The organism is Trueperaceae bacterium, from assembly GCA_036381035.1.
Taxonomy (GTDB): domain Bacteria; phylum Deinococcota; class Deinococci; order Deinococcales; family Trueperaceae; genus DASRWD01.
Window position 1 is genome coordinate 48,366 of record DASVDQ010000150.1, and the last position, 16,862, is coordinate 65,227.

A 16,862-nucleotide genomic window follows, 5' to 3' on the forward strand; every position below is an offset into this window, starting at 1 on the left:
CCAGTGGAAGCTCATGTCGGCGACACTGAGACCGCTCCTGGAGCGGGAGGACCTAGGGCTCACGCTGCTGCACGGCGACCCGGAGACCGCGTACGGGTCCGTGGCCGTAGTGGGCCGCGAGTCCGACAGGCCCTGGCTCGCCGCCAGCGACCTGCGCCTGCACGAGGGGCGCTTCTCCCTGCCGCGCCCGCCGGCCGACCCCGTGCTCGACCCGCCGCCCGCCGCCGTGCTGCACGCGCTCTCGCCGCGCCAGCGCACCGTGCCCCAGGCGCTCGTCGAGCGCTGCCGCACCGCCGGCGTGGCGCTCGTCGTCTCGCCGCCCACGGTGGGTCCCGGGGTCGTCGAGGAGGCCGCCCTGCGCCTGCTCGTCGAGAGCGCCGGCCCCGCCCTGGCGGGCCTCGCGAACCTCCAGCGCCAGCTCCTGGCGACCCTCGAGGGACCGAAGCCCGAGCGCGAGGTGCTCGAGCGGGTCAGCCGCCTCTCCGGCATGGGCATGGCCGCGCTGAGCCCCTGGGGCGAGGTCGTGGCGCGGGCGGGGGACACGAGCGGACGCCTCGGCGGCGGCGACCCGTCCGCCCTCGCCGAGGGGAGGGTGCGCCTCAGCGGGCGCGACGCGCTGGTCGCCCGCGTGGCGGTCCGCGGCCGCGTGCGCTTCACGCTGATCGGCTTCGACGCCGGTCCCGGCTCGGCCGCGTGGCTCGAGCTCGCCCGCACCCTGCTCGTGGCCGCGGCGCTGCAGCGGTCGGCCGAGGCCCAGCACGACCGCAGCCGCAAGGGCGCGCTGCTGGCCGAGTGGCTGGCCGGCCCGCAGGCGGCGCCGATGCTGCTGCCGCGGCTGGTGGCGGCCGGCATCGAGGAGGAGGGCGAGTACGTCGTCGCCGTCGCCGAGGTGGGCTCGCGCGCCCGGAGCGGCCGGATGGCGGCCGCGCGCGGCCAGGCGCTGCTCGAGAGGCTGAGGGAGGCCGCCGACGAGTACTTCCGCACGCGCGGCTACGGCTCGCTGTCCGAGACGCGCGCCGAGCACGTCGTGTGGGTCTACTCGGGCGGCGCGCCGCGCGCCCAGGCCGAGCCGCTGCTGAGAGCGCTCAAGGCCGCCGCCGGCGACAGGACGCCCGTGCGCCTCGGCCTCAGCCTGCCGCGCGGCGACCTCACCGGCGTGGCCGACGCCTACCACCAGGCCGTGTTGGCCGTGCAGTCGCTCGCCGCGCCCGACGGGCTCGCCTGGTTCGACCTCGTCGACCCCGTCTACTGGGTCCTCAAGCAGCAGCCGCCCGCCAACCTCGCCACCCTGCGCGACAGGCTCGTGGGGCCCGTCAAGGACGCCGACGACGGCAAGCTGTGGCGGACCCTCACCGCCTACCTGCGGGCGCCGAACGACCTGGGCGCCCTCGCCGAGGAGCTGCACGTGCACGTGAACACCCTGCGCTACCGCCTGAAGCGCATCGCCAACCTGCTCGGCGCCGACCTCACGCGGCCCGAGACGCTGGCCAAGCTCTACCTCGCCCAGCAGATCGACGCGATGCTCGAGCGGGAGGGCGCGGCGTGAGCTCCGCCCCGCCGCCCGCCGACGTCGGCCGGCCGAGCGAGAGGGCCGCGCCGCTGCCGGCACGTGGGGCGAGCGCGGCGGGGCCGCGTCTGCGGGCCGCCGTGCTCGGCGCCGGCACGATGGGCACGGGCATCGCCCAGCTCCTCCTGCAGTCCGGAGCCGAGGTCGCGCTCGTCGACCCGTCGGCGGCGCAGCTCGAGCGGTCCGTCGCGAGCCTGGGCGAGGTCTTCTCGCGCCTGGCGGCCAAGGGTCGCCTCGAGGAGGCGCCGGGCGCGCTGCTGGCGCGCCTCTCCACCTCGGGCGAGCTGCGCGCCGCCGCCGGCGCCGCGTGGGTGATCGAGGCGGCTCCGGAGGACCTCGCGCTGAAGCGCGACCTCTTCGCCCGCGCCGCGTCCGCCGCGCCCGGCGCCCGCCTGGCCACGAACACCTCGACGCTCTCCGTCACGGCCATAGCCGCCGCCTGCCCCGAGCCCGAGCGGGTCGTGGGCCTCCACTTCTTCAACCCGCCCGGCCTGATGCGCCTCGTCGAGGTGGTCCCCGGCGTGCGCACGGCGCCCGAGGTCGTGTCCGCCGCCGTGGAGCTGGCGCGGCGCCTGGGGCGCGAGCCGATCGTCGCCAAGGACTCCCCCGGCTTCGTCGTGAACCGCCTGGCGCGGCCCTTCTACCTCGAGGCCGTGCGCCTCCACGCCGAGGGCGTGCCCGTCGAGACCGTGGACGCCGCCCTGCGGGGCGCGGGCTTCCGCATGGGCCCGTTCGAGCTCCTCGACCTCATCGGCATCGACGTGAACCTCGCCTCCAGCGAGAGCGTCTACCGCGCCTTCTTCGAGGAACCGCGCTTCCGGCCGCACCCGCTCCAGCGCGCCATGGTCGCGGCCGGCCTGCTCGGGCGCAAGACGGGGCGCGGCTTCTACCGCTACGACGAGGACGGCGCGCGCGTCGGGGACGCGGGCGCGCCGGCGGCGACGGGCGCCCGCGGCGGAGCCGCCGGCGACGAGGGACCCGCCGCGTCCGCGGGGGCGCAACCGGCGACCGCGGTCGCCGGCGCCGCTCCCGGACGTCACGCCTGGCGCTCCGGCGACGCGCCCGCCTTCGCCGTGCGCGGCGACGGCGCCGTGGCCCGCGCCCTGCGCGCGTCCCTCCCGCTCGCCGACGACGAGGAGCGCGCCGACCTCGTCCTCGACGCACGGCTCGAGGCGCCGGCTGCCGCGGGGCGCGACGACGTGGCCGTGCTCACCTGGGGGCGCAGCGCCGCCGCGGCCGGAGCCGCCCTCGGCTTCAGCGCCGTGCCGCCGCCCGGCGGCGGCAGGCTCACCGTCGAGCTCTGCGCCGCCGGCGCGCTCCCCGGCGACGCGCCCACGCCGGCGCTGGCGCGGGCCGCGGACGCGCTGGCCGCCGCGGGGCTGAACGTCGTCGTCGTGCCCGACGTGCCCGGCGGCGTGGCGTTCCGCGTCGTGGGGCGGCTGTTCGACGAGGCCGTGCGGGCGCTGCTCGAGGGCCTGGCGCCGCGCCGCGAGCTCGACCTCGCGATGCGGCTCGGCGTGAACTACCCCGCGGGCCCGCTCGAGTGGGGCGAGGCGTTAGGCTCGGTGGACGTGACCGAGGCCCTGAGGTCCCTGGCCGAGGGGACCATGGACGGGCGCTTCGCGCCGCACCCGTGGCTGCTGAGCCGCGCGTCCGCGGGCGCGTCCGGCCTGCCGGAGGCCGTCGGGAGGGAGACGTGAGCAGCGTCAGGGAGGCTTGGCTCGTGGCGGCCGTGCGCACGCCGATAGGCCGCCACGGCGGCGCGCTGGCGGACGTGAGGCCAGACGACCTCGCGGCCCTCGTCCTCGACGAGGTGGCGAACCGCGCCGGCGTGCCCAAGGGCGACGTGGCCGACGTGGTCCTCGGCTGCGCCAACCAGGCCGGCGAGGACAACAGGAACGTCGCGCGCATGAGCGCGCTGCTGGCCGGCTACCCGGTCGCGGTGCCCGGCGTGACCGTGAACAGGCTGTGCGGCTCTGGGCTCGAGGCCGTGGCGCAGGCGGCGCGCGCCGTGATGCTCGGCGACGGCGAGCTCTACGCGGCCGGCGGCGTCGAGTCGATGAGCCGCGCGCCCTGGGCGGTGCCGAAGCCGGGGCGCGGCTACCCCACGGGCTCCGTGACCGCCTACGACACGTCCATAGGGTGGCGCTTCGTGAACCCGCGCATGCAGGAGGAGTACGGCACCGAGTCGATGGGCGAGACGGCGGAGAACCTCGCCGAGGAGTACGGCATCTCGCGCGACGAGCAGGACGCCTTCGCCCTGGCCAGCCACCGCAAGGCCACCGCCGCCATCGCCGCTGGTCGCTTCGCCGACGAGCTGGTGCCGGTCGGCGTGCCGACGCGGAAGGGCGTGACGCTCGTCGACACCGACGAGGGACCCCGCACCGACACCAGCATGGACGCCCTGGCGCGTCTGCGGCCGGCGTTCCGGCAGGGCGGCACCGTCACGGCCGGGAACTCGAGCTCGCTGAACGACGGCGCGGCCGCGCTGCTCGTGGCCTCGCGCGACTACGCCGAGGCCCACGGCCTCAAGCCCCTGGCGCGCGTCGTGGCCACGGCCGTCGCCGGCGTCCCGCCGCGGATCATGGGCATAGGGCCGGTGCCGGCGACGCGCCGGGCGCTCGAGCGGGCCGGCATGACGCTCGAAGACGTCGGGCTCATCGAGCTGAACGAGGCGTTCGCGGCCCAGTCGCTGGCGGTGCTGAGGGAGCTGGGGCTCGACTCCGAGGACGCGCGCCTCAACCCCAACGGCGGCGCGATCGCGCTGGGGCACCCCCTGGGCTGCTCCGGCGCGCGCATACTCACGACGCTGCTCCACGAGATGGTGAAGACCGACGTCGAGGTGGGCCTGGCGACGATGTGCATAGGCGTCGGCCAGGGCATCGCGATGGTCGTGGAGCGCGCGTAGGTCGGGCGGGACCGACACGGGAGGCGACCGCGAGCGCCCGGCACGGGAGGGCAGATGGGAGCAGTAGGCACGGGAGTACGGATGTTCGACCCGCAGATCGAGACGATGCCGCAGGAGAGGCTCAGGGAGCTGCAGGGCGAGCGGCTGAGGCGGCTCGTGCGGTACGTGCACGAGCGCGTGCCGTTCTACCGCCAGAGGCTCGCCGAGGCGGGCGTGGACCCCGACTCCGTGAGGTCCATAGACGACGTCGGGCGCCTGCCCATCACGCGCAAGAAGGACCTCCACGACAACTACCCGATGGGCCTCTTCGCCGTGCCGCCCTCCGAGCTGGCCCGCGTGCACGCCTCCTCCGGCACCACGGGCAAGCCCACCGTGGTCGGCTACACGAAGAACGACCTAGCGCTCTTCGCCGAGGTGAACGCCCGCTGCCTCGCCGCAGCCGGCGGCAGGCCGGGCATGGTGTTCCACAACGCCTACGGCTACGGGCTCTTCACCGGGGGCCTGGGCCTCCACGGCGGCGGGGAGCGGCTGGGGATGTGCGTCGTGCCCGTCTCCGGCGGCATGACCGACCGCCAGGTGACTCTGATCATGGACCTGAGACCGGAGATGATCGCCTGCACGCCGAGCTACGCGCAGACGCTCGCCGAGGCGTTCGCGGCGCGCGGCGTCTCGCCGGAGGAGATCCCGCTGAAGTACGGCATCCTGGGCGCCGAGCCGTGGACGGAGGCGATCAGGCAGGACGTGCAGAGGGGCCTCGGCATCCAGGCCACGAACATCTACGGCCTCTCAGAGGTCATCGGCCCCGGCGTGGCGAACGAGGCGGTCGGCGAGGGCGAGGGCTCATACGTCTGGGAGGACCACTTCTACCCGGAGATCCTCGACCCGGACACCGGCGAGCCCGTCCCCGACGGCCAGGACGGCGTCCTCGTGATCACCACGCTGACGAAGGAGGCGCTGCCGCTGCTGCGGTTCTGGACCGGCGACATCACGAGCCTCACCCGCGAGGTGGGGCCGAGCGGGCGGACCCACGCGCGCATCGGCATGATCCGCGGGCGCACCGACGACATGATCATCGTGCGCGGCGTGAACGTCTACCCGACCCAGATCGAGGCCGTGCTCGAGCACGTGCCCCACGCCTCGCCGCACTACCAGCTCGTCGTGCGCCGCGAGCGGACCCTCGACGAGGTCGAGCTGCGGCTCGAGCTCGACCAGGAGACCTACGCCCGCCTCGGCGTCGCGCCGCGCGACGACGGCGCCCTCAACGTCGAGGACCCCGTCGAGCGCCTCGCGCACGAGGTGGAGCACCGCATCAGGGACAGCGTCGGCATCGGCATCAAGGTCACGCTGCTGGCCCCGGGCACCGCGCCGCGCTCGGCCGGGGGCAAGCTGCGGCGGATCGTCGACGAGAGGAAGCTGTGAGGGAGATCCCGACGGGGTACGTGGCCGCGCACGAGCTGGTCGTGACGCCCGCGATGACCGTGGACTTCGAGCAGGAGGACCCCGGGCTCGGGGCCCTCCACCCCGTGTACGCCACGTACTGGATGGCGAAGCACATGGAGCTCGCCAGCCGCAAGGTCATCCTGCCGTTCCTCGAGGAGGGCGAGGAGGGCATCGGCTTCCGCGTCGAGGTCACGCACCTCGCCTCCGCCCTGCCCGGCATGCGCGTGCGCGTGGAGGCCCGCTTCCGCGAGATGGTCAAGAACCGCGTCCACGCCGACTGCGTGGCCAGGAACGAGCTGGGCGACGTGATCGGCGAGGGCGCGACGGTGCAGGTGATCCTGCCGCGGGAGAGGCTCGAGGCCAACTTCGCGCGCCTGCGCGAGCGGGCGCGCGTGCACGCCGGAGGAAGCGCGACGTGATCAAGCTCATCGCCATCTACGACAAGCCCGACGACGAGGCGGCGTTCTGGGACCACTACGAGAAGGTGCACGCGCCGCTCACGCGCGAGCTGCCCGGCCTCCAGGGGCTGGAGCTGCTGCGGGTCACCGCCGACGCCTTCGGCGGCGAGCCGCCCCACTACCTTGTCGCCACGATGTCCTTCGCCGACAGGGACGCCTTCAAGGCCGCGATGCGCTCGGAGGAGAACAAGCGCCTGGCCGCGGACCTCATGAGCTTCGCCAAGGGCAAGGTGAGGGTGCTGGTCAGCGAGGTGAAGGAGGTCTAGCGCGTACGCGGCGAGGCTCCGAGGTCCCGTCGACGGCGCCTCGCGGCGGCACCGGCCGGGCGCGCCTCGTCTCCGGCGTGTGCTAGGCGTCCTATCTGCGCCGGCGACCTGACGGATATCCTCTGGCCTGGCAGGGAGGTCGCGTGGCCACCGTACATCTCCTGGGCACGGGCGCTGCCCTGTCCGACCCCGAGCGCACCACGACCATGCTGGCGGTCGAGGGCGGCTCGTCGCTCCACCTCGTCGACTGCGGCGGCGACGCCGCCCAGCGCCTGCTCGCCTCGGGCATCGAGCTGCCCACCGTCTCCGACCTCATCGTCACGCACGAGCACGCCGACCACGTCTCCGGGTTCCCCCTGCTCATGGAGCGCCTGTGGCTCGCCGGCATCGGCGCCAGCTTCGCCGTGCGCGGCATCAGGCCGGCGCTCGACCAGGCGCGAAAGATCCACGACGCCTTCGACATCGGCTCCTGGCCGAACTACCCGCGGCTCGACTACCGCGAGTTCGCGCTCGAGGACGGCGCCCTCGTCCTCGAGGACGACGACTTCGTCGTGCGCGCCGCGCCGGGCAGGCACTCGGTGCCCGTGGTGGGCCTGCGCTTCGACTCGAAGCGGACCGGCCGCTCCGTGGCCTACTCGTGCGACACCGAGTACTCGCCGTCGATCGTCAGGCTGGCCGAGGGAGCGGACCTGCTCCTCCACGAGGCGACGGGCGAGGGTCCCGGCCACTCCACGTCGGCCTCCGCCGGCCGGGTGGCGAAGGAGGCCGGCGTGGGCAGGCTCGTGCTGGTGCACCTCCCCCCGCTCAACGGCAGGGCCGCCGAGTGGCTGGAAGCCGCGCGCGCGTCGTTCCCCGACACCGTCATGGGCAGCGACGGGGACAGGATCGAGTTCTGACCCCCGGGGGGAGCTAGGCCCGGAAGCGGACGAGCGCCCGGGGACCTACCGGCCGACCGGGCATCCACCGTTCGGCGGCGTCGGCGCGACCGACCGGTCGACGCGCGCGGGGCCCCGCCCCTGCGAACCTCGTGGTCATGACGATGATCACGGTCCAGGGACTCACCAAGAGGTACGGCGACAGGACCGTCGTCGACGACGTCAGCTTCGCGGTCGAGGAGGGCGAGACCTTCGGGCTCCTCGGGCCGAACGGCGCCGGCAAGACGACGATCGTCGAGACGGTGGCGGGCCTGCGGCGTCCTGACGCGGGCACCGTGCGGGTGGCGGGCCTCGACCCCGTGGCCGACGCCGACGCGGTGAAGGAGGTCCTCGGCGTACAGCTCCAGGAGAGCCGGTTCCCCGACCGCCTCCGCGTGGCCGAGGCCCTCGAGCTGTTCGCCTCCTTCTACCGGTCGCCGGCGCCATGGCGCGAGCTGATGGCGGAGCTCGGCCTCGAGGACCAGCGGAACACCCCGTTCGCGAAGCTCTCGGGCGGCCAGCGTCAGCGGCTGTCGATCGCCGTGGCGCTACTCGGGCGTCCCCGGGTGGCGATCCTCGACGAGCTGACGACCGGCCTCGACCCCAACGCCAGGCGGCAGACCTGGGGCCTGGTCGAGCGCCTCAAGGGGCGCGGCGTCACCGTCGTCCTCGTGACCCACTTCATGGAGGAGGCCGAGCGCCTCGCCGACCGCGTGGCGCTGGTCGACGCGGGTCGCCTCGTCGCGCTCGACACGCCGGCGGGCCTCGTCGCCTCCGCTGTGGCTCCGCAGGTGATGCGCTTCAGGCCCGGCGCGCCCCTCGAACTCGAGGAGCTGCGCGGGCTGCCGGGCGTCCGCTCGGTGGCCCGCGACGGCGAGCGCGTCGTGGTCTCGGGCGGCGGCGAGGTCGTCCACGCCGTGACCTCGCTGCTGGCCACCCGTCAGGTCATCGCACACGAGCTGCGCGTCGAGCAGGCTACTCTCGACGACGCCTTCATCGCGCTGACCGGCCGTCGGCTCGAGCCAGCGGCCGCCACGGAGGCATGAGATGACAGCGCTGCTGACCATCACCAGGACCGAGGCCAAGCTCTTCGCGCGCGAGCCGCTCGCGCTGTTCTTCGGGCTGGTCTTCCCCTCGCTGCTGCTCCTCGTCATCGGCGCCGTCGTCCCGGGCGCCCGCGAGCCCAGCCCCGACCTCGGCGGCCGGCGCTTCGTGGACCTCTACGCCCCTTCGGTGATCGCCTTCAGCCTGGTGACGCTGGGCATCAACGTCCTGCCCACCGTGCTCGTCACCTACCGCGAGCGCGGCTTCCTGAGGCGCCTCGCCACCACGCCCCTGCGCCCGGCGCGGCTCGTGCTCGTGCAGCTCCTCGTGCACGCGTCCGTGGGCGTGGTCGCGACCGTGGCCGCGCTCGTCGTCGGCCGCCTGGCCTACGGCGTCCCGCTGCCGGGGGCCCCGCTGGCGTTCGCCCTCGTGCTGGCCCTCGGCATGGCGAGCCTCTTCGGCATCGGCATGCTCGTGGCGGCGCTGGCCCCCACGTCCTCGGCGGCGCAGGGCATGGGCATGGCCTTCTACTTCCCCCTGCTGTTCTTCGCCGGCGTCTACTTCCCGCTCGAGGGCATGGCCGGGCCGCTGCGCGCCGTCGCCGACCTGATGCCCAGCGGCGCGGTCGTCGCCGGCCTCGTGGCGACGATGGGCGGTGCGATGCCGGAGACCCGCGACCTCCTGGTGATGGCGGCCTACGCCGTGCTGTTCACGGCGCTGGCGGTGAGGACGTTCCGTTGGGAGTGAGCCTCCCGGAGCCGCGGGGGGAGCGGGCGGGCTGGGAGCTCTGGCTCCCCAGGATCACCGCCTACGGTCCCTACGCCACGCTGGCGGCGGGGGCGCTCTTCGCCTTCCTGGGCGGGGACGCCCCCGCACGTCCGTGGTGGGCGGGCCTGCTCGTGGTCGCCGCCGCGAGCTGGGTCTACCTCCTCTACACCCGGCCGGGCCCGCCTCCGAAGGGCAGCCCGCGGGCGTTCGTCTACTTCTTCGGCTTCGTGGCCCTGGCGGCCCTGCTCGTCCTGCAGCACCCGCTGTTCTTCATGGTGCCGGTGGCGGCGTTCTTCCACGTCCAGGTGCTGGGGCGTCCGGCCCTGGTCTTCCTCGGCCTCTTCGTGGCGTCGATCGTGACGAACTCGCTGATCGTCTACCCGCAGGCCGCGCCGGGCGCGCTGTGGATCTTCGGGATCGTCGTGTGCGTGCAGACCCTGGGGATCGGCCTGGGCGTGCTGGGCACCGAGAAGATCCTGGCGCTGTCGAGCGAGCGGGCCAGGGCGCTGGAGGAGCTGAGGCGCGTGATGCGGGAGAACGAGGGCCTGCACGCCCAGCTCCTGGAGCAGGCTCGCGAGGCCGGCGTCGCCGACGAGCGCCAGCGGCTGGCCCGCGAGATCCACGACACCGTGGCCCAGGGCCTGATCGGCGTGATCACCCAGCTCGAGGCCGGCCGCGGCGCGGACGAGCCGGAGCGCCTGCGCCGCATCGAGAACGCCATGAGGATCGCCCGCGAGAGCCTCGTGGAGGCGCGCCGCGCCGTGCAGGCGGCCACGCCGACCGCTCTCGAGGGACGCAAGCTGCACCACGCGCTAGAGGAGGTGGCGCGCTCGTGGTCCTCCCTGCAACGGGTGCCGGCGTCGTTCACGGTCACCGGCGAGCCGCGCGACCTCCACCCCGAGGTGGAGGTCTCCGTCCTGCGCGTCGCGCAGGAGGCGCTGGCGAACGTCGCTCGGCACGCCCGCGCCTCGCGCGTGGCCGTGACGCTCTCCTACATGGGCGACGTCGTGACCCTCGACGTGCGCGACGACGGGGTCGGCTTCGCGCCGGGCAGCGAGGGCGGCGGCTTCGGCCTGGCGGGCATGCGCGCCCGCGCCGAGGAGCTGGGCGGCAGCGTGCACCTCGAGTCGGAGCCCGGCCGCGGCACGGCCGTGTGCCTCGAGCTGCCGACCGTGGCGCCGAGGTACGCGTCGTGAGGGGGCGCCGCCCCGTCTGCGCGGCCGGCTCGCGGGCGCCGCGCGCCGGTCGGTCGGCGACGGGTGCGCTCCCGTGAGCGCGCCCATACGCGTCCTCGTCGTCGACGACCACCCCGTGGTCCGCGACGGCATCCGCGGCATGCTCTCGGGCGCCAGCGGCATCGAGGTCGTGGGCGAGGCGCCCGGCGGCGCCGAGGCCGTGGAGCTGGCCGCGTCGCTGAGGCCCGACGTCGTGCTCATGGACCTGCGGATGCCCGGCGTGGACGGGGTCGCGGCGATCCGCGAGATCGTGGCGCGCGGCCTCGAGAGCCGCGTGCTCGTGCTCACGACCTACGACACCGACCGCGAGGTCCTCTCGGCCATCGAAGCGGGCGCCACCGGCTACCTGCTCAAGGACGCGCCGCGCGACGAGCTGGTGCGGGCCGTCGAGGCCACGGCGCGCGGCCAGGCGTTCCTCTCGGCGTCGGTGGGCGCGCTGCTGATGGAGAGGGTCAGGTCGCCCGAGCCGGAGGCGCTCACGGAGCGCGAGCTCGAGGTGCTGCGGCTCGTCGCCTCCGGCGCCACGAACCGCGACATCGCCGAGCGCATGTTCGTCAGCGAGGCGACGGTGAAGACCCACCTGCTGCACGTCTACGAGAAGCTGGGCGTGAACGACCGCGCCGCGGCCGTGGCGGCGGCCTACGACCGCGGCCTGCTCACCCCGGGCGAGCGGCGCTAGCCGCCGGACCTCACCCCTTCGTGCCCGTCGTCGCGATGCCCTCGATGAAGTAGCGCTGGCCGAAGAAGAACAGGACGATCAGCGGGACCGTGAGGACCGTGGTGGCGGCCAGCACGAGCTCCCACTGCATCTCGCCGCCCTGCCCGAAGCGGTCGATGAGCGTCTTGATCCCGCGCGGCATGGTGAACAGGGCGTTGTCGTAGAGGTAGATGAGCGGCTTCAAGAGGTCGGTCCACAGCGCCTTGAACTCGAAGACGAACACGACGATCAGCGCCGTGCGGGTCAGCGGCAGCGCGACCCGCCACCACATCTGCAGGTAGTTGGCCCCGTCGATGCGCGCGGCGTCGAACAGGTCCCGCGGCACGCCCAGGTAGAACTGCCGCAGCAGGAAGACGTAGAAGGCCGACCCGAAGAGGTTCCCCGCCCACAGCGGCACGAGGGTGTTCACCATCCCCAGCCCGTTCCAGATCAGGAAGATGGGGATCATCGTCACGGCACCGGGCAGCATCATGGTCGCCAGCACCAGGCCGAAGAGCGCGTCGCGGCCCTTGAAGCGGAAGTAGGCGAAGCCGAAGGCCACGGCCGCGCTCGACAGCGTGACGGCCGTGGCCCCCAGCAGCCCCACGACGACGGAGTTCCGCAGCCACGAGAACAGCGGCGCGGCGCGCCAGACGTCGACGTAGTTGCTCCACGTCACCGGGTCGGGGAGCCACCCGCCGCTGAAGACCTCGGAGCGCGTCTTCAGCGAGGCGCTGACCAGCCACACCAGCGGGGCGAGGAAGACCACGGTCACGCCGCCGAGCAGGGCGATGAACAGGACGCGGCTGACCATGCGGCCGACGCGCTTCTCGCGCCTCTCGACGGCGTGGGTGGCGACGCGGCGCCGCGGGACGGTGGCCTCGGCCAGCGCCACGGGCTCACCTCCCCTCGTAGTAGACCCAGCTCCGGCTGACCCGGAGCTGGAAGAGCGTGATGACGAGGATCACCACGAACAGCAGCCACGCCATCGCCGAGGCGTAGCCCATGTTCAGGAACTCGAACGCCTGCCTGAACAGGTAGACGACGTAGAACAGCGCGGCCGAGCCGCCGGCGCCCGAGTCCATCTGCCCGAAGTACATCGTGTAGACCTCGTCGAACACCTGCAGGGACGCGATCGTGTTGACGATGAGCACGAAGAACACGGCGCCGCTGATCATGGGGAAGGTCACGTGCCTGAACTCGGCCCACCCCGAGGCCCCCTCGATGCGCGCGGCCTCGTAGAGGTTCCGCGGCACGTTCCGCAGGGCGGCGTAGAGGATCACGATCGTGCCGCCCAGGCTCCACAGGCTCATGACCACGAGGCCCGGCTTGATCCAGGCGGGGTCGGTGGTCCAGCCGGGCCCGTCGACGCCGACCAGGGCCAGGGCGCGGTTGAGGATCCCCACGGAGGGGTTCAGCACCCACAGGAACAGGGCGCCCACGGCCACGGTGGGCGTCAGCGAGGGCACGTAGAACGCCGTGCGGAAGAAGCCGGCGGCCCGCGTGACGCGGTCGAGCATCAGCGCCAAGCCGAGGGCCAGGGCCACCGACAGCGGCACGTAGAGCGCCGTGTAGAGGAACGAGTTCCACAGCGCCAGGCGCAGCCGGGGGTCGGTGGCCAGCTCCCGGTAGTTCTCGAACCCCACGGACCGGGGCGGCCTGAGGACGTCGTACTCGGTGAACGACAGGTAGAGGCTCGCGACCATCGGGACGGCCGTGAAGACCAGGAAGCCGACGACCCAAGGGGCTATGAACGACCAGCCGGCGCGGGCCTCGGCCCGCCGCAGGCCGCTCCTGCCCACGGCGGGCCTGGAGGCCACGGTTCCCGTCCTCAGCGCGCCCATGCCTCGTCGAGGGCCGCCTGCGTCTCCTGCTGCGCCTGCGCGAGGGCGTCGGCGGCGGTCTGCTCGCCGTTGAGGACGCGGTTCACGGCGTCCGTCCACGCCTGCCTCACCTCGGCGCCCGCCGGGTTCGCGGGGATCGAGAAGGCGGCGTCCTGGACCTCGAGGATCACCTCGACGCCGCGGTCGAACGCCTCGTTGCCGCTCGGCTGGACGAGCTCGCCGAAGATGCGCTCGTCGGCGGCGAGGTTGCCGGTGTACGTGCCGGTGTAGGTCGCGCCCGACTCGGCGCGCAGCCTGGCGCGCTCCTGCGCCGCCGCGTACCAGGTGTCGGGATGGGTCATCGTGGCCATGAAGGCGCAGGCGGCGTCGGGGTTCGCGGCGCCCGCGGGGACCGCCCAGGCCGAGCCCGTCGCGAACGAGAGGACGTTGCCCTGCCTGTCGCGGAAGGGGGCGAAGGCCACGGGGGCGTCGGGCGAGGACTCGACGAGCACGTTCACGTACCACTGCTCCATCGGCCAGGCGCCGATCTGGTTGGACGCGACCTGGTTGCCGGCGCCGAAGAAGTCCCACGTGTCGCGGAAGGCCATGAACGGCCCGCGCCCGCCGGCCGCGTCGTGCAGGCCCGCGGCGAACTCGAGCGCCTCGACGGCCTCGGGGCTGTCGAGCATGGCCGTGCGACCGTCGTCGGAGACCAGCTGGCCGCCGTTGGCGCGCACCCACAGCGGGAAGAACTCGGGCAGCTTGGGGTCGAAGCCGATGCGCGTGACGTTCCCGCCGTCCACCGTGGTGAGCTGCTCGTTGAACCGCGCGATGGCTTCCCAGTCGCTGGTGTCGAGGTCCTCCAAGGCCATGCCCGCCTCGTCGAGCGCGGCGGTGTTGACGATCATCAGCACGATGTTGTTGAACTCGGGCACACCGTAGACCGTGCCGTCGAGGGTGACGGGCTGCAGCGCGGCGGGGCGGAACTGGCTCACGTCGATGCCGGCCTGCTCGATGCACTGGTCGAGGGGCTGCAGGGCGCCGCGCCTGGCGTACGTCGAGAGGTCGTCGCGGTTGAGGTACACGACGTCGGGCGGGTTGCCGGAGGCGATGGCCGTGAGGAGCTGCTGCTGGTCGATGGCGCCCTCGGTGAGCTGGAGGTTCACGTCGGGGTAGAGCTCCCTGAAGCGGTCCACGCGCACCGAGGCGATCTCGTCCGGCACGCCGAAGCCGAGCACCCGCAGGTCGCCGGAGGCCTCCATCTGCTGCGCCGCGGCCAGGCCCAGGCACGCCGCCAGGGCGAGGGCCGTGAGCGGGCGGCGGTACCGTGCCCGGTCCTCGTGGTCGTCCGGGTTGCGGTTCATGGTCCCTCCCATGGGTCTACCGGCGCGCCGCTTGGCACGGCGCCCACCCCGGCCCCGCCCCTCTGACCACGCCCGGTAGACAGCACTCCCCCCGCGCCCGGAACCCCGTGCTGCGCCGCGTTCCGCGCGGAGGCCTGTCTCTGCCAGCGTGACCGGTCAGGCTTGGAGCCTTGGCTGTGACTCTAGGGCCTGGCGTGTGAGGCGCCTACTGCCTGGCATGAGAACCTTTCGTCCAGGCGGCGGCCGACGAGGACGCGCTTCTCATGGGCCTTCCGGGCCTCTGGGTCTTCCGGGTCTCCTTGCTCCTGCGGGTCTTCTGGGGCCCCGGCCCGAGGCGCGGCACGCCGCGCCCCCCGGCCCGCGGTGCGGCCCGGCGGGGGCCGCCCGCGACCGGTCGTCACCCGGGCGCCGTCGCCGCGCTCGACCGCGGCGACGGCGACGTCACACGACCGCCTCGAGGTAGGTGTAGCCGATCAGCTCGCGGTCGTAGAGCTCGAGGAACTCGGCCATCTCGCCCTCCGTCATGCCGCCCCGCGCCCTCACCTCCTCGGCCTGGGCATGGACGGCGGCGTGGAGGTCGGGCGTCTCGTAGCCCATGTTCTGGATCACCCGCCGCGCCTTCTGCCCCTCGATGAACAGCTCGACGTCGTAGCGCCCGTCGGGCGTGAGGCGGACGTGCGCCTCGTGGACCCGCCCGAACAGGTTGTGGGCGTTGGCCAGCACGTCCTGGTAGGCGCCGGTGAGGAAGATCCCCAGGTAGTACGGCTCCCCCGACCTGACGTCGTGGACGGGCAGCGTCCGCTTGACGTCGCGCAGGTCGATGAAGCTGTCGATCTTGCCGTCGGAGTCGCAGGTGATGTCGAAGAGCGTCGCGTCGCGCTCGGGCCGCTCGTTCAGACGCGTGAGCGGGGCGATGGGGAACAGCGACTTGATGGCCCAGTGGTCGGGCAGCGTCTGGAAGACCGAGAAGTTGACGACGTACCTGTCGGCCAGCATGCGCGGCAGCAGCTCGAACTCCTCGGGCACGTAGTCGAGGTCCCTCACGACCTTCTCGACCTTGCCGAGGATCAGGTAGTAGAGCTGCTCGAAGTGGGCGCGCTCGAGGAGGCTCAGGTAGCCGAGGTCGAACAGGTTGTGCATGGTCTCCTTGTTCGCCACGGCCTCGTTGAAGACCTCGCGGTACGTCTTCGCCGTCACCTCCCCGACGAGCTCGCGCATGTCCTTCACGAGCTGGTGCGGCTCGCCCTCCAGGGGCGGGAGGTCGATGGGCTGGCGCGTCGGGCCGATCGTGTCGACGACCGGCACCACTACCACCGAGTGGTGCGCCGTGAGGGCGCGACCCGACTCGGTGACGATCACGGGGTGGTCGACGCCGGCCGCGTCGCACACCTCCATGACCGTGTAGACGACCGTGTCGGCGTACTCGCGCAGCGAGTAGTTCGCCGAGACGTAGTAGGTGGTCTTCGAGCCGTCGTAGTCCACGGCCAGGCCGCCGCCCACGTCGAGGAAGCGCACCTGTGCGCCCATCTCGGCGAGCTCCACGTAGGCCTGCGCGGCCTCGCGCACGGCCACGCGGATGCGCCTGATGTCGGTGAGCTGGCTGCCGATGTGGCAGTGCAGGAGCTGCAGGGCGTGGGCGAGGCCCTCGCGCTTGACCCTCTCGACCACGTGCACGAGCTCGGCGGCGGTGAGGCCGAACTTCGCCTCGTCGCCGCCCGACGACTCCCACTGGCCCGTGCCGCGCGCGTGCACCTTGAAGCGCACCCCCAGAGCCGGCTCCACGCCGATCTCGCGGCTGATGCGCAGCACGCGCTCGAGCTCGCCCAGCTTCTCCAGCGTGATGATCACGTTGCGTCCGAGCTTCCGGCCCCACAGGGCCAGCCTGATGTAGTCGTCGTCCTTGAAGCCGTTGCAGCACAGCAGCGCGTCGTCGTGGGTGTCGTGCGCGAGGCAGAGCGCCAGCTCGGCCTTGCTGCCGGCCTCGAGGCCGGTGCGGTAGCGGGCGCCGTAGTCGGCGATCGTCTCCACGACCACGCGCCGCTGGTTGACCTTGATCGGGTAGACGCCCTGGTAGCGCGAGCGGTAGCCGGCCTCGGAGATCGCGCGGGCGAAGGACTCGTTGATGCGGTCGAGGCGGTCCTCGATGATGTCGGGGAAGCGCAGCGTCAGGGGCAGGTCGAGGCCGCGCTCGCGCAGGTCGGCGACGATGTTCACGATCGGCACGGGGGCGCCGTCGCGGTCAGACACCGTCACGCGGCCCGCGTCGTCGATGCCGAAGTAGCCTGTCGACCACGACCTGATGCCGTAGATCTCGTCGGCGTCCGCGATGGAGAAGCCTGGGTCGAGGGAGAGCCTGCTCACGCCCCAGAGGGTAGCCC

At 73.4% G+C, this 16,862-nt stretch carries 15 protein-coding genes; 11 read left to right on the forward strand and 4 right to left on the reverse strand.

Annotation, left to right across the window (positions count from 1 at the left end; translation table 11 throughout):
• Positions 1-13 precede the first annotated feature (13 nt).
• The 11 genes from VF202_15460 to VF202_15510 all read left to right on the forward strand — a co-directional run bounded on the left by VF202_15460 (position 14) and on the right by VF202_15510 (position 11,279).
• Positions 14-1,546, forward strand: coding sequence for a helix-turn-helix domain-containing protein (locus VF202_15460; GenBank protein HEX7041513.1), 1,533 nt, complete (start codon positions 14-16; stop codon positions 1,544-1,546).
• Positions 1,543-3,267, forward strand: coding sequence for a 3-hydroxyacyl-CoA dehydrogenase NAD-binding domain-containing protein (locus VF202_15465; GenBank protein HEX7041514.1), 1,725 nt, complete (start codon positions 1,543-1,545; stop codon positions 3,265-3,267). The genes VF202_15460 and VF202_15465 overlap by 4 nt, the downstream gene beginning before the upstream one ends.
• Complete coding sequence (locus VF202_15470; GenBank protein ID HEX7041515.1) at positions 3,264-4,475, forward strand: acetyl-CoA C-acyltransferase; 1,212 nt, start codon at positions 3,264-3,266, stop codon at positions 4,473-4,475. The genes VF202_15465 and VF202_15470 overlap by 4 nt, the downstream gene beginning before the upstream one ends.
• 81 nt (positions 4,476-4,556) lie before the next feature.
• Positions 4,557-5,894 (forward strand): phenylacetate--CoA ligase, encoded by a 1,338-nt coding sequence (locus VF202_15475; protein HEX7041516.1) that lies wholly within the window; start codon positions 4,557-4,559, stop codon positions 5,892-5,894.
• Positions 5,891-6,334 carry a thioesterase family protein gene (locus tag VF202_15480; protein HEX7041517.1) on the forward strand — a complete coding sequence of 148 codons (444 nt, stop codon included), beginning with the start codon at positions 5,891-5,893 and terminating at the stop codon, positions 6,332-6,334. The genes VF202_15475 and VF202_15480 overlap by 4 nt, the downstream gene beginning before the upstream one ends.
• The gene (locus tag VF202_15485; GenBank protein ID HEX7041518.1) at positions 6,331-6,639 is read left to right on the forward strand and encodes an EthD family reductase; all 309 of its coding nucleotides are present in this window, start codon (positions 6,331-6,333) and stop codon (positions 6,637-6,639) included. The genes VF202_15480 and VF202_15485 overlap by 4 nt, the downstream gene beginning before the upstream one ends.
• A 143-nt stretch (positions 6,640-6,782) precedes the next feature.
• Positions 6,783-7,535 carry an MBL fold metallo-hydrolase gene (locus tag VF202_15490; protein ID HEX7041519.1) on the forward strand — a complete coding sequence of 251 codons (753 nt, stop codon included), beginning with the start codon at positions 6,783-6,785 and terminating at the stop codon, positions 7,533-7,535.
• Positions 7,536-7,672: 137 nt separating this feature from the next.
• Positions 7,673-8,599, forward strand: coding sequence for an ABC transporter ATP-binding protein (locus tag VF202_15495; GenBank protein ID HEX7041520.1), 927 nt, complete (start codon positions 7,673-7,675; stop codon positions 8,597-8,599).
• A 1-nt stretch (position 8,600) separates the two neighbouring features.
• Positions 8,601-9,344 (forward strand): ABC transporter permease, encoded by a 744-nt coding sequence (locus VF202_15500; protein HEX7041521.1) that lies wholly within the window; start codon positions 8,601-8,603, stop codon positions 9,342-9,344.
• Positions 9,341-10,561 carry a sensor histidine kinase gene (locus tag VF202_15505; GenBank protein HEX7041522.1) on the forward strand — a complete coding sequence of 407 codons (1,221 nt, stop codon included), beginning with the start codon at positions 9,341-9,343 and terminating at the stop codon, positions 10,559-10,561. Before VF202_15500 ends, VF202_15505 begins: the two co-directional genes overlap by 4 nt.
• Positions 10,562-10,634: 73 nt before the next feature.
• A complete protein-coding gene (locus tag VF202_15510) occupies positions 10,635-11,279 on the forward strand; it encodes a response regulator transcription factor (protein ID HEX7041523.1) in 645 nt (214 codons plus the stop codon).
• Between the two features lie 10 nt (positions 11,280-11,289).
• On the opposite strand, the gene VF202_15515 is transcribed toward VF202_15510, so the two are convergent.
• The 4 genes from VF202_15515 to speA form a co-directional block, all read right to left on the reverse strand.
• Positions 11,290-12,192: a carbohydrate ABC transporter permease gene (locus tag VF202_15515; GenBank protein ID HEX7041524.1), complete on the reverse strand. Its 903-nt coding sequence runs from the start codon at positions 12,190-12,192 to the stop codon at positions 11,290-11,292.
• Positions 12,193-12,196: 4 nt separating this feature from the next.
• Positions 12,197-13,141 (reverse strand): sugar ABC transporter permease, encoded by a 945-nt coding sequence (locus VF202_15520; protein HEX7041525.1) that lies wholly within the window; start codon positions 13,139-13,141, stop codon positions 12,197-12,199.
• Positions 13,129-14,484: an extracellular solute-binding protein gene (locus VF202_15525; protein HEX7041526.1), complete on the reverse strand. Its 1,356-nt coding sequence runs from the start codon at positions 14,482-14,484 to the stop codon at positions 13,129-13,131. Before VF202_15525 ends, VF202_15520 begins: the two co-directional genes overlap by 13 nt.
• 441 nt (positions 14,485-14,925) lie before the next feature.
• Positions 14,926-16,845, reverse strand: a complete 1,920-nt coding sequence (speA, locus tag VF202_15530) for a biosynthetic arginine decarboxylase (GenBank protein HEX7041527.1) — start codon at positions 16,843-16,845, stop codon at positions 14,926-14,928.
• Positions 16,846-16,862: the final 17 nt, after the last annotated feature.

Coding starts and splice junctions, on each gene's coding strand:
- VF202_15460 (HEX7041513.1), top strand. CDS start 14: ATGTCGGCGACACTGAGACCGCTCCTGGAGCGGGAGGACCTAGGGCTC.
- VF202_15500 (HEX7041521.1), top strand. CDS start 8,601: ATGACAGCGCTGCTGACCATCACCAGGACCGAGGCCAAGCTCTTCGCG.
- VF202_15525 (HEX7041526.1), bottom strand. CDS start 14,484: ATGAACCGCAACCCGGACGACCACGAGGACCGGGCACGGTACCGCCGC.
- VF202_15495 (HEX7041520.1), top strand. CDS start 7,673: ATGACGATGATCACGGTCCAGGGACTCACCAAGAGGTACGGCGACAGG.
- VF202_15520 (HEX7041525.1), bottom strand. CDS start 13,141: ATGGGCGCGCTGAGGACGGGAACCGTGGCCTCCAGGCCCGCCGTGGGC.
- VF202_15475 (HEX7041516.1), top strand. CDS start 4,557: ATGTTCGACCCGCAGATCGAGACGATGCCGCAGGAGAGGCTCAGGGAG.